The sequence below is a fragment of the Capnocytophaga sp. oral taxon 336 str. F0502 genome (genome assembly GCF_000411575.1).
Classification (GTDB): Bacteria; Bacteroidota; Bacteroidia; order Flavobacteriales; family Flavobacteriaceae; genus Capnocytophaga; species Capnocytophaga ochracea.
In genome coordinates this window covers 223,623-247,975 of sequence record NZ_KE150491.1, presented here as the reverse complement: position 1 = coordinate 247,975, position 24,353 = coordinate 223,623, and the positions used below count along the sequence as shown (strand labels likewise).

The window sequence follows — 24,353 nt, the reverse complement described above, 5'->3', positions numbered from 1 at the left end:
AATCTTTATTCTAATTCACTACTAATCACTAACCATTAATCATTAACCATTCATTTGTGCTTTCATATCACACCCTTTTTGTTATCCTCTTTCTATCTCTTCTGCTATTTCTTTAAATATCTTTAACTTATTCTTCTCAGCCAAAATTCTGAACTTCTGTGCGTATTCCTTAGGAAACTGCTTCCAAAAATCTGTGTCAGAAAGGTTATACAGAAAATAATAAGCATTTCCAGCCTTAATTTTCTCTAATGAGTGATAAACAAGCTCATATTTATTGGGTAAGTTTCGTTTTAAAATAAGGTGGTACAACCATATGGTGTCTTCTGAAAAAGTTTCTGAGAGCGCTTTCAAAAGCCATTCATCTAATGATTTCCCATCTTTTTCTAAGGCATCAAGTATAATAAAAGTATTTAATGCATAATTGTTATGGAGCTTTTTAAGACTACGGAGGAATGAATAAAACACAGGTATCCAACGAGGGTCTATTCTATCTACTCTCACCTCTGAACATTTACGAATTGTATAAGTATAATAACCATTAGTTCCACTAAATGCTTCTAACATACTTCCTGTTGCAAGTGATTTTCCAAGTGTAGTGCTAAATGTATCAAATAGTTGTTCCTTACTAAAATTATCATTATTAAAAGCTCTCCAAAAAAAGTTTATCCACAAATCATTATAACCACTGTTAAAAGTGAGATATTGCTTATGCTTATCATAGAATGCCACCACCTTATCTGCTTCAAAGCTATTGAGAATACCCACGATTTTCATAGGTATAGGGTCATAAGTGTTCTTAAATAAACTTCTGCGAAGATTGTTGAATTTCTGAGATTGTAGTAATTCAGATAAGAACTCATATACTTCATTACAATCCTTATTCTCCAAAATATTCAAATCAATAGCAAAACGTTCAAAAGCATTAGTTACTGCTGCATTGTTATCTGTTTTTTCTATTGAAAGTAGTATGTTAAATTGCTCGTATACCTTTTTAAGAAAAGGTTGATAATGTGAAGGTATTGCTAATAAAGAAATAGCTTCAGCCAAAGCTTTTGCATTTCCTTTTGCTTTATTAGTTTCATAAAGTGCAAGTAACTTATCAATGCTACGTTGTGTGCCCAATATTGCTAATGCCTTATAAGAAGCCTCCCGTACCAACTTATTCTTGTCACCTGTAAGACTCATAATAAAGTTTTCTGTTTGTGTATCTTTCCTCTCAGCTATTATGCTAATAGCTTCAGCTTGTAGGTTAGGTAAACTCTCACCGAATATCTTATCCGTTAGGCTATCCATCTCGGTATACCCTAACTGATATAATAATCGCAATCGGCGTACATTTTCAGTCCTATCCTCTAAACGAAAATCCGATAGCAGGAAAGGGAGCATTGCTTGACCACAAGTGGGAATAATAGTTTGGAGTACATAATCGGCGAGTTCAGTATACTTATCAGCCAAGGCATAGCTCAAATAACCAAAGGTACGAGAATCTTTAAATATACCACGTTCAAAAGCGTCTTTAAGTACTTCTAAACGTCCTGAGTTACTTTGGGTAAGAGCTTGCAATACAGGTTTCAGTTGTAAATACGAATAGGTTGTATTCACATCGGCTATAGATACATTAGGTTCTTGTAGGACTTTTGTAGCTTCTGCTTGTATAGTAACACCTTGTGTATAGAGCACCGAATAGAGCAAAGTGGAAACATTTAATAGCTTTTCGGCAGATTGCTGGCTTTCAACTTGTAGCAATGCTTCTACTTCTTGGGCTAATTTATTAAATACAGGAGCCTTTTCTCCCAATTTTTTCAGTATAGGAATGTACTTCTGCAAGCGAGGGTCATTTTTAGCAAACTTACTTCCTGCTATAAACAGACGATTAAGTTCTTGTTGTAAATCGTATAAAGGTTTCATATCTAATATGCTAATATAATAAACGGATAATTTTATCAGGGGTAATGAGCGACATTGGCTGGGCAGACAAAAGTCCGCTGGCTACATCATTATGCATCATTGCTGTGAGGGTGAGCCCTTCGGCGTTGGAGGGCAAAAAAGCTTTCAGATTGCCCGTTGGCGATACAGCCCCTTCTCCTATATCTTTCAAGGTGATAGCAAAACCATTGGCATCTTCTACAACCAAATCCTCCCCTACTCTATAAGCTTTATGCAGTGCCAAAAGTACTACCGGATGCTTATCCATCAGTGGATTTTTTATAGTGTTCTTTACACTCTTGATAGTATCAGCAAACTGAGTCGATGCCCATTGCTTAATGGTAGTAAGGTCTGTTTTTTGTAGAGGGCGTTCTGTTATACTGTCAGCTTCCCAACGAATACGAGGGTTTGTATCACCAGGGTAAATATATAGGTCTTTCAGTTGTAAAACACCAAACATAGTGTTCTCTTCCTTGATGTACTTTGCTGCCTTATAAGGACGATAATTCATCGTCTTGAATATCTTGCCTGTGGTTAGGTTAAGCCATAATCCTTCGTCTACATATTCTTTGCGCGCTTCATTGTCATAACTATTAAACGAAAGCTGTACAAGGCTTGCATTTTCCTCATAAAGTCCATATTGCATTAGCTCTACTAACTTCCATACATAGCCTATTTGCTCTTCAATAGCTGAGGATAGTTCAGGCAATCCTTCTGGATCCTCTTTGCGGACTTTTAGATATTCAGAGGCTTTTTTCAGTAAAGCTGAAAGATAATTTAAGTTATTTACTACCTCTGTATATTCTTCCTCTTCTACTTCTTCAAGTGACAAAAGTAGGTTATTGAAAGCTGTTTGTATACCGCCTATATAGTAATTGCCTAATTCTTTTATTTGAGTTCTAAGGGTGGCGCGTAATTTAGCATCTATTGAAGAAAGTCCTGTACTGACTATATCGCGCAAAAGTTTCTGAGCTGTATCAATACCTATAAGCTGAGTGTCTACTTTCTTAACAAAAGCCGTTTTATTTACCTTCTTAGGTTTATCAGCTTTCTCTTTGATAGACTCTTTTTCTTGAGTTTTCTTTTCCTGTCTTTTCTCTATCTTTTCACGCTTAGTAGTAATATCTTCTGGCACCTCACCTTCACTAAATTGACTCTTATCTGCCTCAAAGCAATACAATAAACCAATAGCGTGTTTGCAAGGAAACTGACGACTAGGACAATTGCAACGAAACACTGGGTTATGGCTATCTATATAGTCAGCTGAGCAATAATAGGGATTTTTACCACTTCCTGCACATTCACCCCATATAAGGTTCTTTTCAGCATTGATTTTTAGATTAGTAAATTTTCCTTTCTTTTGTAAATCTCGCCCTTTTTTAGCTGCTTCGGCATTAGGAGCGAGTTCTTCAATCTTTTGTTGTGTTACTTCTATCATATTGTATTGTGAATTATATGGTTTTATCGAAACATAAACAACTTATTATCCTTTTATAAAAGTGAAAGCTACAAAACGGAACGCAGTCGATGGCAATGTTTAAGTTCAAGACCTCTATACCCACAAAGGCAAAGACTATAGCAAAGTTTTAATTATGATGTGATAAACATCAGCGGGGGTAACACACATTCCCCTTATTAAAAACTGTTTGGGTATAGAGCGAAATGTCAATGAGTGTGTTTGCTATCTAATGAAAAATCCGTTTTGTAGCTTTCTAAATTGGTATGATGTAAATCTGTTATAGGTCAACTATTTTACACCGCACCAACCCCTATTTCTTTAAAAGGTGTTCAATAGTACTTTTATAACTGTTAGGCACTACGATTCTAAAACCTGCAACCGTTTCCTTTATTTTCATCAATTCGGATGTTTTTTCTACAACCAGAGCAGTTACCTTTTTCTGACGTTCTTGTTGCAACTTTTGAAGTTCTTGTTCATATTGCAATTGAGCGTTATTCTGGAACGTACGAAACTGAGCCTTATAAAAGTTTACTTCACTTTCAACCTCGCGATGCTGAGCTAATAGCTGTTCTTGCAATTCTTGTAGATCAGCGAGGTCATACAAGGGTACATTCTTTACTTTAAATACCTGCTCACCTACTTGTTTTAAGGTAATAAGTTCTTTCTTAGTGAGATTTGCTCGTACTTCATCAAAATTATGAATATACTTCCCGATGTGGGCTGCTTTAGCTTCAGCTTCCTTATATCGTACTACTTCTTCAAGTGATAAAGTTTTGAGGTAATCCTCTATGGTAACCTCTCTAAGCCGATTGAGGTGTTCATAGTCAATTGGTTTTACTTCAGCTTCTGCTTCAAGTTGTATATTGGTTAGCTTTTTTGCTAGCACATCTAATCGGGCTTCCTTCTCCTTAATTGCCGTACGCAAATAAGCTGAGATTGCATATAGCGACCCTATTTCAGTGAGCTTTTCTCCGATATCATCTACCTTCTCAAAGTTATCCAAAGGTTCCCCATCAATACTTGAAGTATGAGTTTCAATAGTATTAACAAGGTCTTGAATGGGTTTAAGTCGTTCTTTGATACGCTCACATACATAGTTAGCCTCTGATGAGGTAAGTCCAGAAGCATTAAAATAAGGATTCTTGGTTTGTAAATAATCTATCATAAATAATTTGCTTTTATTAGTTTTATAAATAATGTATTGAAGTTTAACTTTTACTTAATGGGTCATTTTTCTTTTGAGTACCTTCTCAACAGCTTTCAAAATACCTTCTTTGTCTAAACCGTACTTTTGCATTAGCTGAGCGGGAGTTCCACTTTCACCAAAAGTGTCGTTTACAGCCACAAATTCCTGTGGAACAGGATAACGCTGTGTAAGCACACGAGCTATGCTCTCACCTAATCCACCATAGTAATTATGCTCTTCACAAGTTACTACTGCTTTAGTCTTCTTTACTGAAGTAAGAATAAGCTCTTCGTCTAACGGTTTAATAGTGTGGATATCGATAACTTCTGCTGAAATACCTTTTTGCTCCAATTCCTCACAAGCCAAAAGAGCTTCCCATACCAAATGCCCTGTAGCGATAATAGTAACGTCCTTCCCTTCGTTTAACAAAATACCTTTTCCTATTTCAAAGGTTTGGTCTTCAGGAGTAAAATTTGCTACCGTAGGACGACCGAAACGCAGGTAAACAGGACCTACATAATCAGCAATAGCAATAGTAGCAGCTTTCGTTTGATTGTAATCACAAGGATTGATAACTACCATATTAGGAAGCATTTTCATCAAACCAATATCTTCTAATATTTGATGGGTAGCTCCATCTTCTCCGAGAGTAAGCCCAGCGTGAGAGGCACAAATTTTTACGTTTTTATTTGAATAAGCTATCGATTGACGTATTTGGTCATACACACGCCCTGTAGAGAAAGCTGCAAAGGTGCCTGTAAAAGGTATTTTACCCCCAATAGCAAGCCCAGCGGCAATACCCATCATATTTGCCTCAGCAATACCTATTTGAAAGAAGCGCGTAGGGTTCTCCTCGATAAATTTTTCCATCTTCAATGAGCCAATCAAATCGGCACAAAGAGCAACTACATTAGGGTTGTTGCGTCCTAACTCAGCAAGTCCTGCCCCGAAACCACTTCGGGTGTCTTTTTTTCCTGTATCAATATATTTTTTCATCGGTAAATGAGTGTTATTCTTTTTGAGCGACAAAAGTAATACTTTTTATCTTTTCTTCCTAACAAAACTATCTATTTCTACATAAACAAAATAAATGAATAGCAGAAACGCCTCTATAAGCATAAGAAGAAAACTAATTAGTTCTATCACAAGCTATCGTTTTAAATTAAGAGTAAAGATAGTAAACATTCATTACTTACAGTTTTTTTTGTTTATTTATTTCTTCAGTAAAATAATCTTTTGTACTTTTAGCCCCTCATTAAATCTATATCTCGCTTATTATGGATATGAAAACCATTATCATCAACCCTTATTACACCCTGATAGTCGCTACAATAGTGTTGCTCGTAGGGCGACTATTAGTGCATAAAATCAAATTTTTAAGAAACTTCAATATACCCGAACCTGTAGCGGGCGGATTGTTAGCAGCAGTATTTATCTATCTGCTGTATACTACCACAGGCATTTCCTTAGAGTTCAATAACAGCTTGCAAGATGCTTTTATGCTATTTTTCTTTTCGTCCATAGGTTTGAGTGCCGATTTCTCTCGACTAAAAGCTGGTGGTAGAGGGCTGATTATTTTCCTGGGGGTGGTCGCCCTCTTTATTGTAGTACAGAACTCTGTGGGGGTGGGCTTAGCAAGTGCCTTGGGGCAAAACCCTGTTATGGGACTCATCACGGGCTCTATAACACTTACTGGCGGACACGGAACGGCAGGTGCTTGGGGTAAAATATTAGAAACCGACTACGGTATAAAGGGAGCTACTGACCTAGGAATGGCTTCGGCTACCTTCGGGTTGGTACTCGGCGGACTTATTGGTGGTCCCATAGCACGCAAGTTAGTGAACAATATAGGAAAAAAGCCTATTACTGAAAAACAAAGTACTGACACCGTAGCCGATAACGTAGTAGAAGTTTTTGAAAATGCAATTAAACAACGCCTCATCACTTCTAAATCAGCGATAGAAACAATGGCACTATTTGCCGCTTGCCTATCGTTTTCAGCTATAATGGTATCACCCACAGTAACTGCCTTCTTTCCAGAGAGATTCACTATTCCTCAGTTTGTATGGGCATTGTTCTTTGGGGTACTCTTGCGCAATGTGCTTACCAGAGGCTTTAGTGTAAATATGTTCGACCGCGCTATCGATGTGTTTGGTAACGCTTCTCTGAGTTTGTTTTTAGGCATTGCACTCTTAAACCTCAAACTGTGGCAATTGCTTGATTTAGCCCTCCCGATGCTCATTATTTTGGCAGTGCAAACCTTTGTGATGTGCTCTTATGCCTATTTTGTTACTTTTCGCCTGATGGGTAGCAACTACGATGCTGCTGTACTCTCAGCAGGACACTGTGGTTTTGGTATGGGTGCCACCCCTACGGCAGTCGCCAATATGCAGTCGGTAACCGAGCGTTTTGGACCTTCACACAAAGCCTTCTTGATAGTGCCAATGGTAGGGGCTTTCTTTATCGACTTCATCAATGCTTTTATTTTAACTACCTTTATTAGCATACTAACTTAACAAAATTCTTTTTCTCAAAGAATAAATATTTTTATACTTTTTTTGGCGAGCTAAAAATAATTCTCTATCTTTGTCGCATAAATTTTTAAAATTATATAACTATGTCTGTTACTAATTATAATAATCAGCACCTCACTGATGAGGAGTACACAAAAATTCAAGAGGCTCTCACTTCTATGAAGCAAATCTGTGAAAAATACTTGAAGAATCTTTCTCCTGAAGAAAGAAAAAAGTATGGCAGGGTAAACGAGCAAAACAAGCTACTTGTGAATAAAACATACGATTATCACAAGAATCAGCCCGAACTGCAAGCCCCCGAAGTGAACTGGGAAGAGTTCGAAAAGGACTATGTTTCACGCCAGCGGTTGGAAGCCATTGTTGCCGTTTTAGAAAGGCTAAACATCGGGCTTTATAACGCCAAGATAATGCACGACAACGACAATTATCAGGCAGCCCTCACCGATTATTCGTTCGCTTCTTACAAAGCAGGTACTCTCGACCCTAATTTTGAAAAGAAGTATAAAGACCTCAAGCAGTTTTTTACCAAAAATAGAGATAAAGACTCCTCTAAAGAAGTATAAAGTATTTGTTTTCTTTTTTTGCTCTCCATCGGAACCGCTATAAAACAACTCCGATGGAGTTTTTTAGTAGTACGAACCTCTTTTTTAGCCCTCCGTAGGTGTTTTTTAGTCCTCCATAGGATAATTTTACACCAAATTACCACTTCAGAAGCCCTCCGTCGCAGTCTTGTAATACTCCGTTGCGGTCTTGTAATGCTCCGTTGCAGTCTTGTAATGCTCCGTTGTGGTGCATTTGAGGTTCGGAGAGGTAGAATTGAAGTCTGGAGAGGTAAAATTGAAGTCCGAAGGAGTAAAATTGAAGTCCAAAGGAGTAAAATTGAGGTTTGGAGGGGTAGAATTGAAGTCCAGAGGGTATCAAGAAGAACTTATAATAGAAAAATTATATTATAATAGGTACAGATGGTATAATTCAGAGACAGGCTGCTACATAAGTCAAGACCCGATAGGGTTGGCGGGAAATAATCCTACATTATACGCTTTCGTAAAAAATTTGAATACGGAAGTTGATGTATTTGGGCTAGATGAAGTTAAACTTACAGAAGGGACAGTTTATAGGACAGGTTCACTTACTGGAAATAATCTCACACCTCGTCCTAAAAAAGATACATCGTCAGGACTATCAGCTTCTTTAGAAGTACCAGTAGATACTAAATATTTATCTATTGATGTAAGTAAGTTAGAGGGAACAGGTTTAGAAGCTGTAAATGATTATGGTAAACATGTTTCTATAAGGCCTGAAAATGATACAGACTATACAAAACTAACCGAATGGGCAGAAACAAGAGGTTCTGAAAAAGAACACGAATATACTAAGACTCTTAAGAAAGTAGCAAAATCATGTATTAAAAGGAAATAATCAATGATTATAAATAAATTAGACCTATTATTAGAAGAATTTTTTAGAAAAGGTATAGAGAAATTCAAATTTAATAAGGAAATTAAAAATATTGAAATTATAAATAGGGAAGAGATAGATGAAAAAGGACGAACAATACAGGTTAAATATCTAGAATTTCTTCTATACAATACTTATCTCAATGAAAAAGATGTTGACTTAATAGATATTGAATTAATGTATACCGTTAATAAAGAGATAATAAATATAGAAGGATGGCTATATCCCTCTGATGGTAAAGTCTTCCGAGAATTTGCTTTGATTGGAACTATTAAAGAGGTAACCTCAAAAATTGAAGAATTTATAAACTCTTGTTATGATATCTATCCTGAAGTAGCTAAATTGTATACCATAGAATCTTTATGGAAGCAAGAGGAGTAAGGCAGACGTATCTGTAAGAGCTACGGCAGCCGGGAATTTTTGTACATTTGGGATAAAAACGTACCTTTGCACGAAATAAAAAGGGAGGGAAAACGAGGAGATGAAATAACGATGTGGATATTTGAAGGATTTACCCCGACGGCGAAGCTTGCAAACGGTAAATCGTACAGCATAATAACCGACCATATAGGTAGACCTATACGTTCGATAGATGACAATGGCGAACTTGTTTGGAGTGCCGATTATGACATTTACGGCAGGCTGAAAAATGTAAAAGGCGAACGGACTTTCATACCGTTCAGGCAAGTTGGGCAGATAGAAGATAGTGAATTAGAAGGACTTTACTACAACAGGTACAGATGGTATAATTCAGAGACAGGCTGTTACATCAGCCAAGACCCGATAGGGTTGGCGGGAAATAACCCGACGCTATATGCCTACGTTCACGATAGTAATAGTTGGGTGGACGTTTTTGGCTTAAATGTATTTTGGTCTGGTGGTAGTAATGCTAAAATTGCGGCTGAACAGTTTGCCAAAAATAATCATGGACGAACTACATTAGAAATGACTCCCAGGGGATATTTATTGGAAGATTTGACTAATGAAAAATTCTCATCTGGAGAGTGGACAAATGCAAATTGGGAAACAAAAGGAAAACCCGTTTGGAAACAAGCATCAAGTGATTTTGCTTATAATGCGGTAAAGGATTATAAATTAGGTAAAATAACACACGTAGATGTTTTTATAGATAGTTCTAAATATCAGAAGAAAAAAAAGTATTTGGAATAGCTTGGAAATGAAAATTTTAAAAGAAAATGGAGTTCCAATCAAGTATCATAGAGTCAAGTGCAAATCATAAGGATGATAAAAAGTGAATAAAAATAAAAGAACAATACAGTTTACTGGGCGTGCAGGGCTTCTCTATACTGACGAAAGTGGAAATATATTTAAAGTCAATACGGAAATGCTTGCATCAAAAGATTACGATATGGTAATATATGTTGAGGATATAGTAAACATCAATAAAAATATAAATCTTACTATGGCAGAGAAAAAAAACGTTGCAATTCAAATAATAGAATTAACCAAGGGTATAAAATGGTTAATCAGATAAAAGTAATGTATTAGAGATAGTGAATTAGAGGTCATACTTCTTCACCGGAATTACCTGCAGCAGTTATGAAAAAGGTGAAAAAACTATGTAATAAATGATTATGGCAAAGATAAAAAAGAAAAAGAATATATGGTATTTTGACGATTATTTTGAATTTCTTCATAAAAAAGAAAAAGAAATACCAGAATCGATAAAACATTTTGTATTGGATTCTAAAAGATATTTATTTAACACACAAGAAACTCTTCACGATGCTGTTTTGACCGAATTTAAATTTAATATATCAAAGAATAAAGATAAACTGCTTATAAGTTTTTTATCTCCTTACCGAGACAGGTGTTATAAATTTATGTTTAAGAATATTATAAATATCAGCTTTAAAACAGATGACAAAACATTTAAAAATAATGATCTGATTATTCATCAATTTTTATTTAAATCAAAAGAAATATATACATATGAATTTGTTTTTGCAAACGGTCAAAAAGTAACTATAGATTTCAAGCAGCTTCAAATTATTGAAATAATGAGGTGATGTATAAAAGAAGAAATATTATTAAGCAAGTTGTGTAACGGATAATTTCTACTCCTCACGTAAATTTTAAAAATGGAGATGTTCGAGAACCTAATGATGATGAATTTCCAAATAATGAACGATTTAAAAATAGAAATAGTTGTAAAGAATAAGATATGCACAGTATAGTAGATTGGTTACAAGACTGGACAAAAACTCAAATTGACGGCGACTGGGAACACGAGCAGGGTATTTCTATTGGTATGTTAGATAATCCTGGCTGGATTTTAAGGGCTGATATAAGTAATTATGGCGATTTTTTAAAAGCAAGCGAGCCTTTGGGCAGAGATAATGATGAGGATTGGATAGATTTTGAAATAAGAATAATTGCTAAAACTTATGTATACATTGAAATTTTTGGGGATATTAACAAGCTGAATCAAATACTTCACTCTTTTAAAGCAATTATCGAAGAATTAGAAGAAATGGAGAAAAAAGGAAAAGGAATACTTTCATCTCAAAGAATAAAAGAAATAATAGATTCTGTATCAAAATCATTGGAAAATAAAAGTTGATGGGATTTTCCAATTTCAATTTTGTCCATTATATCAAGATTTGTGATAAAACACCGAATAAAATGAGGCTATCTGTCAGATAGCCTCATTATTTTTTAGATTGATAACAATCTTTTAAAACTTTTTAGAAAAGTTACTTCTATAAAAACCTATCAAATTCTTAGAAGAAGTAACGTTTGAAAGCCTCGATAGCGGCATAGTCAGCGAAGCCTAAATTGCGGTAGCGACGAGCGGTTTCGCTGTTACGAGCTTCTGCGCGTTGCCAGAATTCGCGCAAGTCATCTCCTTGAAACATAGCACCGTCTTTTTGAGATTGGTGGAAGAAGATGGCTTGACGTTTTTTGAGTACTTGTGCGGGGCTCATAGGTACAGCCATTTCTATTTCGTGGATATCCCATTCGTGCCAAGCACCGCGGTACAACCATACCCAGCAGTCTTTCATATAATCTTTGTGTTTTAAGTTTTTCAAAGCAGCAAAGATAGCATCGAGACATACTTTGTGAGTTCCGTGAGGATCGGCGAGGTCACCAGCAGCATAGATTTGGTGAGGTTTTACTTCTTCAATCAAATCCATAATGATTTTGATATCGGCTTCGCCTATAGGGTTCTTTTTCACACCACCTGTTTCGTAGAAAGGTAAGTTGAGGAAGTGTACGTGTTTATCAGGCACACCTTCGTAGCGTGTAGCTGCCAATGATTCGTGGCGACGGATGTTACCTTTGAGTTGGCGTACGAGAAGACTATCAATTTCGTTGGATTTTTTGTTGGTGATGTTGCTAATAATCTCGTTGATTACAGCTACTTCAGTTTTATTTTCTTTGGCTATATCTTTGAATACTTCGGCGAATTTAAGCGCTTCGTGGTCAGATACGGCAAAGTTACCGGAAGTTTGGTAAGCAATATGTACTTCGTGACCTTGAGAAACTAAGCGGTCGAAAGTACCTCCCATAGAAATCACGTCGTCATCGGGGTGAGGACTGAAGATGATCACGCGTTTTTTATGAGGATGTTCACGTTCGGGGCGGTTTGTATCATCGGCATTAGGTTTACCTCCTGGCCATCCAGTAATGGTGTGTTGCAAGCGGTTGAACATAGCAATGTTCAAATCGTAAGCAGGACCTGATTCTGCCAAGAGTTTGGACATACCGTACTCGTTGTAATCAGAATCTGTAAGTTTGAGGATTGTTTTACCCAAGTGTTCGCAAAGCCAAACAATAGCTTTAGCTTTGAGGTCTTCATCCCATTGAACATCGGTAACGAGCCAAGGGGTTTTGATACGAGTAAGATCGGCAGAAGCTTCTTCGTCTAATACAAAAGTAGCGTTTTCGTGAAGTTGGAGGTAGCTTGAAGGTACTTCGGCAGTGATATCGCCTTCTACAGCTTTGGCTACGATAGAGGCTTTACTGCTACCCCAAGCGAGCAATACGATGCGGTGTGCTTTTAACACTGTGCGGATACCCATTGTAATGGCTTGGCGAGGCACATTATCGATACCGTGGAAGGTTTCGGCAGCATCGGAACGAGTGATGTGGTCTAGAGTGATGATGCGGGTACCAGAATTGCGGTTAGAACCAGGTTCGTTGAAGCCGATGTGACCGGTACGACCGATACCGAGTAGTTGGAAATCAAGTCCGCCACATTCTTCGATTTTTTTGTCGTAATTAGCACAATAAGCTTCTAATTCGTCGTGAGGTACTGTTCCGTCAGGGATATTGATATTTTCCTTAGGAATATCAATATGGTTGAAGAGGTGCTCGTGCATAAAGTACCAATAACTTTGTATATCCTGTTTTTCCATTGGATAATACTCGTCTAAGTTGAAGGTAATTACGTTTTTGAAGCTAAGACCTTCTTCTTTGTGCATACGCACGAGTTCGTCGTAAACTTTTACTGGAGAGGAGCCAGTGGCTAAGCCTAATATGCATTTTTTGCCTTCGGCTTGTTTCTTTTTGATAAGGTCGGCGATTTCGTGTGCCACACTAATTGAAGCGGTTACGGAGTTCGAGAAAACGATGTTGTGGATTTTCTCGAAACGGGTTTCCTCAACGGAGCCAGCAGGCTGATGAGCGATTGATGAAACTTCTTTTCTGATATGTGTTCTCATTTTTGTTAATGAATAATTATTATAATTTCAGTTTTGACCCTGCAAAAGTATTTCTTTTTTACAAATTACACAAATAAATTTAACATTTCTTTATAGTACCTTTTTATACAGCATTCTAAGAACTTAAAAGCATAGATAATTTGGTTCATAAATCAAATTATTAAACACCTAATAATCACCATAAAGACGAATCTCTACATTCTCTGAATTAAGTACTACTAAGCTCTTTGTTTGAACCGCAACAGTTGTTTTAATTTACACTATAACTCGTTCCTTCCTTACCGTCTTTGAGCTGAATACCCAATGCAAGGAGTTCATCACGAATTTTATCAGAAAGCACCCAGTCTTTATTGGCACGAGCTTCCATTCGCATATTGATAAGCAACTGGAGCACGCCGTCGAGCTTGTCGTTGTTATTAGCCGTTTGTTGCTCACTTTGTAACCCCAATACATCAAAAACAAAAGCATTCATCAGTTCTTTCAATTCCTTGAGTTCTGTTACTGAAATCTTTTCTTCGCCGTTTTTTACTTGGAATATCCACTTTACAGCTTCAAAAAGATGGGCTATGAGTATAGGTGAATTGAAATCGTCTAACAATGCATCGTAGCATTTTTGTTTCCATTCGGCTATAGGGAGCGAAGTTGGGAGCTCTGTATCAGTAGTAAGTTCATTCAATATCTTCATCGCTTCCATAAGTCTATTAAAGCCTTTTTCGGCAGCGAGCATAGCTTCGTTAGAAATGTCAAGTACACTACGGTAGTGTGCTTGCATAAAGCAAAAGCGAATAACAGCAGGAGCAAAAGGTTTCTCAAAAAAAGTATTCTCTCCGCTGATGAGTTGCATAGGCAATATATAGTTACCAGTAGATTTACTCATACGTTGCCCGTTCATTGTGAGCATATTGGCGTGCATCCAGTAGCGTACTGGACTTTCGCCATGACCTGCTTTACCTTGTGCAATTTCGCATTCGTGGTGTGGAAACTTTAAGTCCATACCGCCTCCGTGAATGTCAAATTGGTTACCGAGGTATTTGGTACTCATCACCGTACATTCTAAGTGCCAACCTGGGAAGCCGTCGCCCCAAGGTGATGCCCAACGCATAATGTGGGCAGGAGAAGCTTTCTTCCAGAGCGCAAAGTCCTGAGGATTGCGTTTTTCACCTTGCCCATCTAAATCACGAGTATTGGCAAAGAGCTCTTCTATATTGCGTCGAGAGAGCTCCCCATAATTGAGCCCGCGTTTGTTGTATTCAAGTACATCGAAGTATACAGAACCATTGCTTTCATAAGCGAATCCGTCTTTTAAGAGTTTTTCGGTAAGCTGTATTTGCTCCAATATATGCCCTGTAGCGGTAGGCTCAATAGTAGGAGGCAGTAAATTAAATATCTCTAATACTTTGTGGAAATCTACAGTGTATTTCTGTACAATTTCCATAGGTTCGAGTTTTTCGAGACGTGATTGTTTTACAAAGCGGTCGTTGTTCACATCACCATCATCTGTAAGGTGACCTGCATCGGTAATATTGCGTACATAGCGCACTTTGTAACCTAAGAATTTAAGCGCACGATACACAAAATCAAACGACATAAAGGTGCGCACATTGCCTAAATGCACATTGCTGTATACAGTAGGGCCACATACGTACATTCCTACATTGTTTTCGTGTAAGGGTACAAACACTTCTTTTTCTCCTGTTAAGGAATTAAATATTTTTAATTGATGTTCCATTACTGTTATATTATCTACTAATTTGCTAATTTACTAATTTGTTAATTCCCTAATTTTATATCTCTCTTCGTTACTTTTAGTCTTTAAAATAATTTCTCCCAGAAAGCCTGCAATAAATAGTTGTGTGCCGATAATCATAGTGGTAAGGGCAAGGTAAAACTGAGGTCTATCAGCAATAAGGCGACCGTGTGGATTGATAAATAATTTATCAATACCAAGGTAAGCCGAAAACAAAAAACCTATAAAAAACATCAGTACTCCCAATGCTCCAAAGAAGTGCATCGGGCGTTTACCGAAATGGGATAGAAAACTAATGGTGATAAGGTCTAAAAAACCATTGATAAACCTATTCATACCGAATTTAGTCACACCGTATTTGCGGGCTTGGTGTTGTACAACTTTCTCGGTAATGCGGTTGAAACCAGCGTTCTTTGCCAATACAGGAATATAGCGATGCATCTCACCTGATACTTCAACATTCTTTACAACCTCTTGTTTGTAGGCTTTAAGTCCGCAGTTGAAATCGTGGAGGGTGAGACCAGAGGTTTTGCGCGCTGCCCAGTTGAAGAGTTTAGAAGGCAGATTTTTTGCCAATACCGAATCATAACGTTTTTTCTTCCAACCCGATACAAGGTCATACCCCTCTTGGGTAATCATATTATAAAGAGCAGGAATCTCATCTGGACTGTCTTGCAGGTCGGCGTCCATAGTAATCACCACTTCACCTTGTGCTTGTCTGAATCCTGCGTGCAGTGCTTGTGATTTGCCATAATTGCGTAAAAAACGAATACCCTGTACATTAGTATCTTTACCCGATAACTCTTTGATTACCTGCCAAGAATTATCAATACTACCATCGTCTACAAAGATAATTTCATAAGAATAACGGTGTTCAGTGAGTACTTTGTGTAGCCACTGATAAAGTTCAGGTAGCGATTCTTGTTCGTTGAGAAGCGGTATAACGATTGATATTTGCATCTTATAACAATTTGAAGTGCAAAAGTAATAAATTAATAATGAATACCAATAAATGTAGCAAATAAATTCATTTTTATCACCATATAACTTGTTTATATGAATGATATAAAGTTAATCACTTTAAAATACTATTTCATAGATAATAACACCGCATTTTCACCTATCAGAGGCTCTTTTACTTAATCTATAGCACTATTTTTCTTCTTTCCTATTAATTTTTTATAAGTTATTTTTACACTTACTATCAAACACTTACAGTTTAATGATGAAAAAACAAACATTTTTTTATTGCCAATATAAAAAAAGGTTGTATCTTAGCACGCTAATTTATATAACAGATACCTATTAATATATTATGACAGAAGGAGAAAAACTGATTCCTGTAGACATCAGCGATGAAATGAAATCTGCCTATATCGATTATTCGATGTCGGTAATCGTTTCACGTGCATTGCCCGATGTTCGTGATGGTTTAAAACCTGTACACCGCCGTGTACTTTACGGTATGTACGATATGGGAGTGCTCAGCAATCGCCCTTATAAAAAGTCGGCTGCTATTGTGGGTGAGGTTCTCGGTAAATACCACCCTCACGGCGATACAGCTGTTTACGATACTATGGTGCGTATGGCACAATATTGGAGTTTACGCTATATGCTTGTAGACGGACAAGGTAACTTCGGTTCAATGGGTGGTGACCCCCCTGCCGCAATGCGTTATACCGAAGCCCGTATGCGTAAATTCTCCGAAGAAATGCTCTCAGATATCGACAAGGAGACAGTTGACCACCAACTTACTTATGACGACTCTCGTGAAGAGCCTATCGTACTCCCTACACGCATCCCTAACCTATTGGTGAACGGTTCAGCAGGTATCGCAGTAGGTATGGCTACCAATATGGCTCCTCATAACCTTAATGAAGTTATCGATGGAACTATTGCTTATATCGACAATAACGATATTGAAATCGATGAACTCATTAAATACATCAAAGCTCCTGATTTTCCTACGGGAGGTATTATCTATGGCTATGAAGGCGTAAAAGAAGCCTTCAAAACAGGACGCGGACGAGTAATCATTCGTGCCAAAGCTGAGTTTCAAGAAATAAAAGGTAAAGATTGTATTGTAGTAACCGAAGTCCCTTATCAAGTCGATACATCTGTGCTTTTGAAAAAAACATCTGACCTCGTAAAAGAAGGTAGGTTAGAGGGTATCACCGATGTACGCGATGAATCAGCTCGTGGTAAAATACATATCGTTTATATTCTCAAACGCGATGCAGTGCCTAATGTAGTGCTCAACAATCTCTTTAAGCATACCGAGCTACAAACCTCATTTAGTGTTAATAACATCGCCTTAGTAAAAGGGCGCCCTCAGTTGTTAAACCTTAAAGACCTTATCTTTCACTTCGTAGAACACCGTTATGACGTAGTGTATAGGCGTACCGACTATGAACTTCGCAAAGCCAAAGAGCGTATTCATATTTTAGAAGGGTATATGAAGGTGATGGCAACCGAGGACACTATGGGTAAAGCTATTGAGATTATCCGTTTCCACGATAAACCTAAAGAAGATTTAATTGCCGAATTCGACCTTACCGATGTACAAGCCGAAGCTATCTTGGCGTTAGCACTACGTCGTATCAATAAGGTTCTTATCCAACAAACAAAAGAAGAATACGAAGAAAAGCTAGCTGAAATACGCAATTTAGAAGATATCTTAGCTCGCAAAGAACGTCGTACCGAAATTATTAAGGAAGAACTACTAGAAATAAAAGAGAAGTATGGCGATGAGCGTCGTTCTACCATTGAATACGCAGGGGGCGAATTCAGTGTAGAAGATATGATTCCTGATGATAAAATGGTAATTACCATTTCACACGCAGGCTATATCAAACGGACTCAGCTTAGTGAATATAAGACCCAAAGCCGTGGCGGTGTAGGACAAAAAGCCTCTACCACACGCGACCAAGATTTCTTAGAACACCTCTTTGTAAGTTCTAATCACCAATATTTATTATTCTTTACTCAAAAAGGTAAGTGTTTCTGGATGCGTGTATACGAAATACCAGAAGGTAGCAAAACTGCCAAAGGTCGTGCTATACAAAACCTTATCAATATCGAATCCGATGATAAGATTAAGGCTTTCGTGAGTGTACAAAACCTCAAAGATGAAGACTACATCAGCAACAATTACCTTATTATGGCTACTAAAAAGGGTATTGTTAAGAAAACGCTTCTCAAAGAATACTCTCGTCCACGCCAGAATGGTATCAATGCCATCACTATTAAAGAAGGTGACGAACTTATCGAAGCAAAACTTACCTCAGGCAGTAGCCAGTTGATGTTAGCCGTGAAATCAGGTCGTGCGATTCGTTTTGCCGAAGACAAAGTGCGTGCCGTAGGGCGTAATTCGCAAGGGGTTCGTGGTATCGACTTAGATACTGAAAATGATGAGGTAGTAGGTATGATTGCTATTGAAAACCCACGCGAAGAGACTGTATTGGTAGTATCAGAAAACGGTTATGGTAAACGTTCCTATATTGATGACCCCGAAACACACGAAGCCGTATATCGTATTACTAACCGCGGTGGTAAAGGGGTAAAAACCATTTCTATTACCGAGAAAACAGGTCAGTTAGTAGCCATTAAAAGCGTTTTAGAAGGTGAAGATTTGATGATTATCAATAAATCAGGTATTGCTATTCGTTTATCAATCGATACCCTTCGTATTTTAGGACGTGCTACTCAAGGCGTAAAACTCATCAATATCAAAGGTAAAGACTCTATTGCCGCCGTTACTAAGGTAATGAAAGAAGATGACGATGAGAGCACTGAAGAAGTTCCTACTAATGATAATGAACCTTTAAATACTCAGGAATAAAATTTGTGTTCATAATTAATTAAATTAAAAAAGCCCGTAATACTGCATATTACGGGCTTTTTTTCTACCCTAATCTACCCACCTTACCTCCGCTATTCCTTTAACCACTGTTCGTCTTTTCTTTATCTGCTCGTGCGGCTCGCACCGTCTTTTGTTCGTCTTTTGTTCGTCATTTCTTTATCTGCCCGTGCGGCTCGCACCGTCTTTTGTTTGTTCATCTACCTGTTGTGCTACGACCTCGCATTGTTTTACCTTTTACCTTTTACCTTTTACCTATAATTAGTATTGTGATATCAAATAGCTTAGTCCCTCTCAACTTATAGAAATGAAAAAAAACTAATATTTTTTTGTTACATATATTAATATTTTGTACTTTTGGCGTTAAATTATAAAACCAACGCTTATTATGGCAATGCACAACGATTTAGGAAATGAAGGAGAACAAGATGCCGTAAACTTCCTAATAGAAAAAGGTCATACTATTTTAGAACGCAATTTTAGGTTTGAACACGCCGAGATTGATATCATTTCGCAAAAAGGAAATATTTTGCATATCACAGAAGTAAAAACACGTAGCTCAAGTGCTTATGGTGAACCCGAGAGCTTTGTAAATCAGCAAAAGATAGAACTATTAGTGAAAGCTACCGATTTTTATATAAAGAAAAAAGACTTAGATGTAGAAATACAATTCGATATTATATCCATCGTAAAAAACAATGCAGAATTTAGCTTAAACTACATAGAAGACGCTTTTTATCCTTTTTAATGATTTATGCCCCCAATCACTTTTAAATAAATTTATAATATCCAATGCAAATGAAAACAATAGCATCAGCCGTCGAGCACTATATCAAATCAAAACCTTTCTTACAAACCGCTCTTTCAGAAGGGATTATTAACCTTACTTCTTTAGCTCGTATCATACGTAAGGATATACAAGCTGAAACTACTCAGCGTGAAGTGCGCAATGGAGCTATTGTTATGGCTCTCAAACGCCTTTCAGTAGATATGGAGTTTCGCTCTACTCATCGTATTGTAAAAGTATTGAAGAATATAGGCGATATTATTGTTCGTTCAAATTTAACCGACTATACTTTCTTAACCTCTGAAACCTTTATGAATGCTCAGGCTCAGCTACTCAATAAAATCAAAAATAATAGAGATATCTTCTACGCTACTACTCGTGGGGTAAATGAAGCAAATATTATTGTCAGTAACTCAATGGAGTCTATTGTTGAGAATATCTTTAAGAAGGAACGCATTTTGCACAAATTCACCGATTTAGGAGCTATCAGTGTAAAACTTCCCGAAGAAAACGTCTCAGTATCGGGCATTTATTATTTTATATTTCAACGTTTGGCTTGGGAGGGAGTGAATATGAACGAGGTGATTTCTACCGCCAACGAATTTACTATCGTAATCCCCGAAAACCACATCGATATAGCTTTCAAAGTAATTAAAGATTTAAAATTATTATAAAAATAAATGGTTAGAGTTAGATTTGCTCCCAGTCCTACGGGAGCATTGCATATCGGAGGCGTACGTACCGCCCTATTTAATTATTTGTTCGCCAAAAAGCACGGCGGTGATTTTTTACTTCGCATAGAAGATACCGACCAAAATCGCTATGTTGAAGGCGCAGAACAGTACATCATAAATTCCCTCAATTGGTTAGGTCTTACTTACGACGAGGGAGTAGGCAAAGAAGGCAAACACGCCCCTTATCGCCAAAGTGAACGTAAACCGTTATACAAACAATATGCCGATACCCTTATCAATAACGGTTGGGCATACTACGCTTTTGATACTGCTGAGGCATTAGATACAGCTCGCAAGGAAGCAGAAGCCAAAGGAGAGACCTTTATATACAATTGGGCTACACGTGATGCATTGCAAAACTCACTTTCACTTAGCAAAGAAGAAGTACAACAACGCTTAGAGCGTGGCGATGAGTATGTGATTCGCTTTAAAATGCCACATAACGAACAGCTAAAAATGAACGATATGATTCGTGGTGAAGTAACTATTGATACAAGTACCTTAGACGATAAAGTGCTCTTTAAAAGCGACGGAATGCCCACTTACCACTTGGCAAATATCGTAGACGATCACTTAATGGAAATCACTCACGTGATACGCGGTGAAGAGTGGCTGCCTTCTATGGCATTGCACCTTTTGCTCTATCGTGCTTTTGGTTGGCAAGCCCCTGCTTTTGCACACTTACCTCTTATCCTCAAACCGGTGGGTAATGGTAAGCTCAGCAAGCGTGACGGTATCAAATTAGGCTTCCCTGTCTTCCCAATGGATTGGACAGAGAATGGCGAAACCCTCAAAGGTTTTAGTGGAGAAGGGTATTTCCCCGAAGCACTTATCAATTTTTTAGCACTCTTGGGGTGGAATCCTGGTACCGATGAAGAAATCTTCACTATCGAGCAACTCGTGCAACTCTTCGATTTGGAAAAAGTACATAAGGCAGGTGCTCGCTTTGACCCTGAAAAGATAAAGTGGTTCAACCACCAATACCTACAAATGAAGCCTAATGCAGAATTAGCTATCCTTTTCCAAAAAGACCTTACCCAAAGAGGCATTACAGTTCCGATGGCTACGATAGAGAAAGTAGTTGGTCTTATCAAAGAGCGTGCTACCTTTGTGAGTGATTTTTGGGAACTTAGCAAATTCTTTTTTGAAGCTCCTGCTCAGTACGACGAAAAGGTACTCAAAAAACAATGGAAAGAGCAAACTCCTGAAATCGTAAAAGAAGTAAATGAGGTACTTAAAAACACATCTAACTTCACCTCAGTAGCCTTAGAAGAAGCAGTAAAACAATATATGGAAACTAAAAGCTTAGGCTTCGGACAAGTGATGCCTCCGTTGCGTTTAGCCTTAGTAGGTGAACTCAAAGGACCTCACGTATTCGATATTATAGAAGTGATTGGCAAAGAGGAAACACTACGCCGTTTAGACACACTTCTTTCAGCTGAAAAGTAACATATATAGAGCAGAATAGCAATTTGAAATAAGCCTGTATGAAAAGTTTTTCATACAGGCTTATTTTATTCTGATAATACGAACCGTGTTTGATGAGGTACTTTATAGCGTTTGTATCTACTGCAAATTGTGAGTGTTCCCATTGTTAATCATTACCACACCATACTTAATGAAATACGTTTGCGCACTTCGTCTTTCTCTATAACTTTTACTTGCACTTGTTGGTGGAGTTTAACTACTTCATTTACATCAGAGACATAACTATCTTTCAGTTGAGAGATGTGTACTAATCCACTTTCTTTAACACCGATATCCACAAAGCAACCAAAGGCAGTAATATTGTTTACTATACCAGGTAATATCATTCCTATACGTACATCATCAAAGGTTTTTACATTAGGGTCGAAGGCAAAGGCTTTAGCAGTAGTACGAGGGTCGAGCCCTGGTTTTTCTAATTCCTTTAATACGTCCTTCAAATAAAGTTCACCCACCTTATCTGTTTTGTACTTTTGAATATCAATAGTGGCAATAGCTTGCTTGTTACCTATAAGTTGTGCAACTGAGATACCCGTGTCCTTTGCCATTTGTTTGATGATAGGATAGGCTTCAGGGTGTACTGCTGAATTGTCGAGCGGGTTCTCACTATTATGTACACGTAAGAAAGCTACTGCCTGCTGGTATACTTTATCACCCAAACGAGGTACCTTTTTTAAGTCTTCTCGCTTACTAAAAGCACCATTAGCCGAGCGGTAAGCTACTATGTTTTCAGCCATCTTCTCTCCTATTCCTGATACATAACTGAGTAGTGATTTGCTTGCTGTGTTGAGGTTTACCCCTACTTTGTTCACGCAACGCACTACGGTTGCATCGAGCTCCTCTTTCAATAACGACTGGTTTACATCGTGTTGGTATTGACCTACTCCTATGCTCTTAGGGTCTATCTTCACTAATTCAGCCAATGGGTCGGCAAGACGCCTGCCTATGGATACTGCCCCACGTACGGTTACATCATAATCGGGGAACTCATCGCGAGCTATTTTAGAAGCTGAATAAACCGATGCTCCTGCTTCACTCACCACAAATACTTCTACCTTTTTAGGGAAAGCAATACTTCTTACAAACGACTCTGTTTCACGAGAAGCAGTACCATTGCCTATACTAATAGCTTGGATATTGTATTGAGAGACCATTGTGCTGAGCTTTTTGGTAGCCATAGTCATATCATTTTGGGGAGCGTGAGGGTAGATAACATCGTGATGCAAAAGGTCGCCCTTTTCATCTAAACACACTACCTTACAACCTGTACGATATCCTGGATCAATAGCCAAAATGCGCTTTTCACCCAAAGGAGACGCTAATAACAACTGTGAGAGGTTCTCGGCAAACACACTGATAGCTTTCGCATCGGCTTTATCTTTTGCCTCTTGTAGTGTTTCGTTGGAAATAGAAGGCTCTAATAAGCGTTTGTAGCTGTCTTTTACCGTCTTCTTCAAGAAATCGGCTACTTCTCCCCTACTCTTTATGATGTTCTCTTCCATAAAAGGTAAGGTTTCTTCACTATCTACTTGTACTTTTAGTTTTACAAATCCTTCTTTTTCAGCACGCAACATTGCTAATACACGGTGAGAGGGCGCTTTGTTAAGGGCTTCTTCCCAATCGAAATACTGAGCGTATTTCTGAGCTTCTTCCTCTTCGTTTTTACCTTTGGCTACTTCGCTACTGATGATTGCTTTGCGCTGGAATATTCGGCGAAGAGTGCGACGTATAAACGTATTCTCGTTAATCCATTCAGCTATAATATCCGAAGCCCCTTGTAAAGCTTCTTCTTCAGTAGGTACTTTATCGGAAAGATAACGCCCTGCTAATAGTTCCAAGTCGGTTACACGCTGACTCATTATCTGTTTTGCAAGAGGCTCTAAGCCGTTTTCTTTGGCTACATCGGCTTTTGTTTTACGCCGTTTTTTGTAAGGCAGGTATAGGTCTTCTAATTCATTGAGCTCAAAAGAGTTCTCAATACGTTTGCGCAATTCGTCTGTAAGCTTTCCTTGTTCTTCAATAGAAGAGAGAATTGTTTCTTTGCGCTTACAGATATTGTCGTAATCAGCTTGGGATTTGGCTATATGCTCAATGGCTACTTCATCTAAATTCTGAGTGCTATCTTTTCGATAGCGTGCAATGAAAGGAATAGTACAGCCTTCGGTTAATAGTGAAAGTGTGTTTTCAATAGCTTTTTCAGGTAGTTGTGTTTGGGCTTTTATATATTGAATGTTTGTCATACTAATGTGTTATCGATTTAACAGTGTTTTTAAATTGAAGGTGCAAAGATATTGAAGAATTAGCAGATTAGCAAATGTCTTTTAATACCACAATGTCAATAATGCCAATAATACTAAATCAATGACAGTGCGAGGTCGTAGCACGACAGGCATATAAACAATTAACGAACAAAAGACGAACAAATGACGAACAAATGACGAACAAATGACGAACAAATGACGAACAAATGACGAACAAATGACGAACAAA

At 37.7% G+C, this 24,353-nt stretch carries 20 protein-coding genes; 12 read left to right on the top strand and 8 right to left on the bottom strand.

Annotation, left to right across the window (positions count from 1 at the left end):
• Positions 1-81: 81 nt before the first annotated feature.
• The 4 genes from HMPREF1528_RS09000 to HMPREF1528_RS08985 form a co-directional block, all read right to left on the bottom strand.
• Positions 82-1,908 carry a HEAT repeat domain-containing protein gene (locus tag HMPREF1528_RS09000; RefSeq protein WP_016479508.1) on the bottom strand — a complete coding sequence of 609 codons (1,827 nt, stop codon included), beginning with the start codon at positions 1,906-1,908 and terminating at the stop codon, positions 82-84.
• A gap of 10 nt (positions 1,909-1,918) precedes the next feature.
• Complete coding sequence (locus tag HMPREF1528_RS08995) at positions 1,919-3,364, bottom strand: SWIM zinc finger family protein (protein WP_016479507.1); 1,446 nt, start codon at positions 3,362-3,364, stop codon at positions 1,919-1,921.
• Positions 3,365-3,695: 331 nt separating this feature from the next.
• On the bottom strand, positions 3,696-4,550 hold the full coding sequence (locus HMPREF1528_RS08990) for a hypothetical protein (protein ID WP_016479506.1): 855 nt from the start codon (positions 4,548-4,550) through the stop codon (positions 3,696-3,698).
• A 54-nt stretch (positions 4,551-4,604) separates the two neighbouring features.
• Complete coding sequence (locus tag HMPREF1528_RS08985; protein ID WP_034567997.1) at positions 4,605-5,567, bottom strand: transketolase family protein; 963 nt, start codon at positions 5,565-5,567, stop codon at positions 4,605-4,607.
• Between the two features lie 281 nt (positions 5,568-5,848).
• Here HMPREF1528_RS08985 and gltS point away from each other — a divergent pair, with 281 nt between their 5' ends.
• The 8 genes from gltS (at position 5,849) to HMPREF1528_RS08940 (ending at position 11,147) form a co-directional block, all read left to right on the top strand.
• Entirely contained in the window at positions 5,849-7,087 is a 1,239-nt protein-coding gene (gltS, locus tag HMPREF1528_RS08980) for a sodium/glutamate symporter (RefSeq protein ID WP_016479504.1), read from the top strand.
• Positions 7,088-7,188: 101 nt separating this feature from the next.
• Entirely contained in the window at positions 7,189-7,668 is a 480-nt protein-coding gene (locus HMPREF1528_RS08975; protein ID WP_016479503.1) for a hypothetical protein, read from the top strand.
• 295 nt (positions 7,669-7,963) lie between these two features.
• Positions 7,964-8,524: an RHS repeat-associated core domain-containing protein gene (locus tag HMPREF1528_RS12435; protein WP_232211471.1), complete on the top strand. Its 561-nt coding sequence runs from the start codon at positions 7,964-7,966 to the stop codon at positions 8,522-8,524.
• Between the two features lie 3 nt (positions 8,525-8,527).
• Positions 8,528-8,944: a hypothetical protein gene (locus HMPREF1528_RS08965; protein WP_016479501.1), complete on the top strand. Its 417-nt coding sequence runs from the start codon at positions 8,528-8,530 to the stop codon at positions 8,942-8,944.
• A 66-nt stretch (positions 8,945-9,010) separates the two neighbouring features.
• Positions 9,011-9,733: an RHS repeat-associated core domain-containing protein gene (locus HMPREF1528_RS12970; protein WP_232211470.1), complete on the top strand. Its 723-nt coding sequence runs from the start codon at positions 9,011-9,013 to the stop codon at positions 9,731-9,733.
• 82 nt (positions 9,734-9,815) lie between these two features.
• Positions 9,816-10,058 carry a hypothetical protein gene (locus HMPREF1528_RS08950; protein ID WP_002672242.1) on the top strand — a complete coding sequence of 81 codons (243 nt, stop codon included), beginning with the start codon at positions 9,816-9,818 and terminating at the stop codon, positions 10,056-10,058.
• A gap of 100 nt (positions 10,059-10,158) precedes the next feature.
• Positions 10,159-10,593 carry a hypothetical protein gene (locus HMPREF1528_RS08945; protein WP_016479499.1) on the top strand — a complete coding sequence of 145 codons (435 nt, stop codon included), beginning with the start codon at positions 10,159-10,161 and terminating at the stop codon, positions 10,591-10,593.
• A 155-nt stretch (positions 10,594-10,748) separates the two neighbouring features.
• Complete coding sequence (locus tag HMPREF1528_RS08940) at positions 10,749-11,147, top strand: immunity 53 family protein (protein WP_016479497.1); 399 nt, start codon at positions 10,749-10,751, stop codon at positions 11,145-11,147.
• A 160-nt stretch (positions 11,148-11,307) separates the two neighbouring features.
• Here HMPREF1528_RS08940 and nagB read toward each other — a convergent pair whose 3' ends face one another.
• The 3 genes from nagB to HMPREF1528_RS08925 form a co-directional block, all read right to left on the bottom strand.
• A complete protein-coding gene (gene nagB, locus HMPREF1528_RS08935) occupies positions 11,308-13,251 on the bottom strand; it encodes a glucosamine-6-phosphate deaminase (protein ID WP_016479496.1) in 1,944 nt (647 codons plus the stop codon).
• 250 nt (positions 13,252-13,501) lie between these two features.
• Complete coding sequence (gene cysS, locus HMPREF1528_RS08930; RefSeq protein ID WP_016479495.1) at positions 13,502-14,980, bottom strand: cysteine--tRNA ligase; 1,479 nt, start codon at positions 14,978-14,980, stop codon at positions 13,502-13,504.
• 33 nt (positions 14,981-15,013) lie between these two features.
• The gene (locus HMPREF1528_RS08925; protein WP_016479494.1) at positions 15,014-15,958 is read right to left on the bottom strand and encodes a glycosyltransferase family 2 protein; all 945 of its coding nucleotides are present in this window, start codon (positions 15,956-15,958) and stop codon (positions 15,014-15,016) included.
• A 355-nt stretch (positions 15,959-16,313) separates the two neighbouring features.
• On the opposite strand from HMPREF1528_RS08925, the gene gyrA reads away from it, so the two are divergent.
• The 4 genes from gyrA (at position 16,314) to gltX (ending at position 21,827) form a co-directional block, all read left to right on the top strand.
• Positions 16,314-18,839 carry a DNA gyrase subunit A gene (gene gyrA, locus HMPREF1528_RS08920; RefSeq protein WP_016479493.1) on the top strand — a complete coding sequence of 842 codons (2,526 nt, stop codon included), beginning with the start codon at positions 16,314-16,316 and terminating at the stop codon, positions 18,837-18,839.
• A gap of 406 nt (positions 18,840-19,245) precedes the next feature.
• On the top strand, positions 19,246-19,605 hold the full coding sequence (locus tag HMPREF1528_RS08915; RefSeq protein ID WP_016479492.1) for a YraN family protein: 360 nt from the start codon (positions 19,246-19,248) through the stop codon (positions 19,603-19,605).
• Between the two features lie 50 nt (positions 19,606-19,655).
• Positions 19,656-20,318: a hypothetical protein gene (locus HMPREF1528_RS08910; RefSeq protein ID WP_009411092.1), complete on the top strand. Its 663-nt coding sequence runs from the start codon at positions 19,656-19,658 to the stop codon at positions 20,316-20,318.
• Between the two features lie 6 nt (positions 20,319-20,324).
• On the top strand, positions 20,325-21,827 hold the full coding sequence (gene gltX, locus HMPREF1528_RS08905; RefSeq protein WP_016479491.1) for a glutamate--tRNA ligase: 1,503 nt from the start codon (positions 20,325-20,327) through the stop codon (positions 21,825-21,827).
• A 152-nt stretch (positions 21,828-21,979) separates the two neighbouring features.
• On the opposite strand, the gene HMPREF1528_RS08900 is transcribed toward gltX, so the two are convergent.
• Positions 21,980-24,103, bottom strand: a complete 2,124-nt coding sequence (locus HMPREF1528_RS08900) for a Tex family protein (RefSeq protein WP_016479490.1) — start codon at positions 24,101-24,103, stop codon at positions 21,980-21,982.
• Positions 24,104-24,353 lie beyond the last annotated feature (250 nt).

What these genes read in the sequence shown, in the direction of transcription:
- HMPREF1528_RS08995 (WP_016479507.1), bottom strand. Translation starts at nt 3,364, where the DNA reads ATGATAGAAGTAACACAACAAAAGATTGAAGAACTCGCTCCTAATGCC.
- HMPREF1528_RS08990 (WP_016479506.1), bottom strand. Translation starts at nt 4,550, where the DNA reads ATGATAGATTATTTACAAACCAAGAATCCTTATTTTAATGCTTCTGGA.
- HMPREF1528_RS08940 (WP_016479497.1), top strand. Translation starts at nt 10,749, where the DNA reads ATGCACAGTATAGTAGATTGGTTACAAGACTGGACAAAAACTCAAATT.
- HMPREF1528_RS08945 (WP_016479499.1), top strand. Translation starts at nt 10,159, where the DNA reads ATGGCAAAGATAAAAAAGAAAAAGAATATATGGTATTTTGACGATTAT.
- HMPREF1528_RS08900 (WP_016479490.1), bottom strand. Translation starts at nt 24,103, where the DNA reads ATGACAAACATTCAATATATAAAAGCCCAAACACAACTACCTGAAAAA.
- gltX (WP_016479491.1), top strand. Translation starts at nt 20,325, where the DNA reads ATGGTTAGAGTTAGATTTGCTCCCAGTCCTACGGGAGCATTGCATATC.
- HMPREF1528_RS08910 (WP_009411092.1), top strand. Translation starts at nt 19,656, where the DNA reads ATGAAAACAATAGCATCAGCCGTCGAGCACTATATCAAATCAAAACCT.
- HMPREF1528_RS08925 (WP_016479494.1), bottom strand. Translation starts at nt 15,958, where the DNA reads ATGCAAATATCAATCGTTATACCGCTTCTCAACGAACAAGAATCGCTA.
- HMPREF1528_RS08975 (WP_016479503.1), top strand. Translation starts at nt 7,189, where the DNA reads ATGTCTGTTACTAATTATAATAATCAGCACCTCACTGATGAGGAGTAC.
- gyrA (WP_016479493.1), top strand. Translation starts at nt 16,314, where the DNA reads ATGACAGAAGGAGAAAAACTGATTCCTGTAGACATCAGCGATGAAATG.
- cysS (WP_016479495.1), bottom strand. Translation starts at nt 14,980, where the DNA reads ATGGAACATCAATTAAAAATATTTAATTCCTTAACAGGAGAAAAAGAA.
- HMPREF1528_RS08965 (WP_016479501.1), top strand. Translation starts at nt 8,528, where the DNA reads ATGATTATAAATAAATTAGACCTATTATTAGAAGAATTTTTTAGAAAA.
- nagB (WP_016479496.1), bottom strand. Translation starts at nt 13,251, where the DNA reads ATGAGAACACATATCAGAAAAGAAGTTTCATCAATCGCTCATCAGCCT.
- HMPREF1528_RS08985 (WP_034567997.1), bottom strand. Translation starts at nt 5,567, where the DNA reads ATGAAAAAATATATTGATACAGGAAAAAAAGACACCCGAAGTGGTTTC.
- HMPREF1528_RS08915 (WP_016479492.1), top strand. Translation starts at nt 19,246, where the DNA reads ATGGCAATGCACAACGATTTAGGAAATGAAGGAGAACAAGATGCCGTA.
- gltS (WP_016479504.1), top strand. Translation starts at nt 5,849, where the DNA reads ATGGATATGAAAACCATTATCATCAACCCTTATTACACCCTGATAGTC.
- HMPREF1528_RS09000 (WP_016479508.1), bottom strand. Translation starts at nt 1,908, where the DNA reads ATGAAACCTTTATACGATTTACAACAAGAACTTAATCGTCTGTTTATA.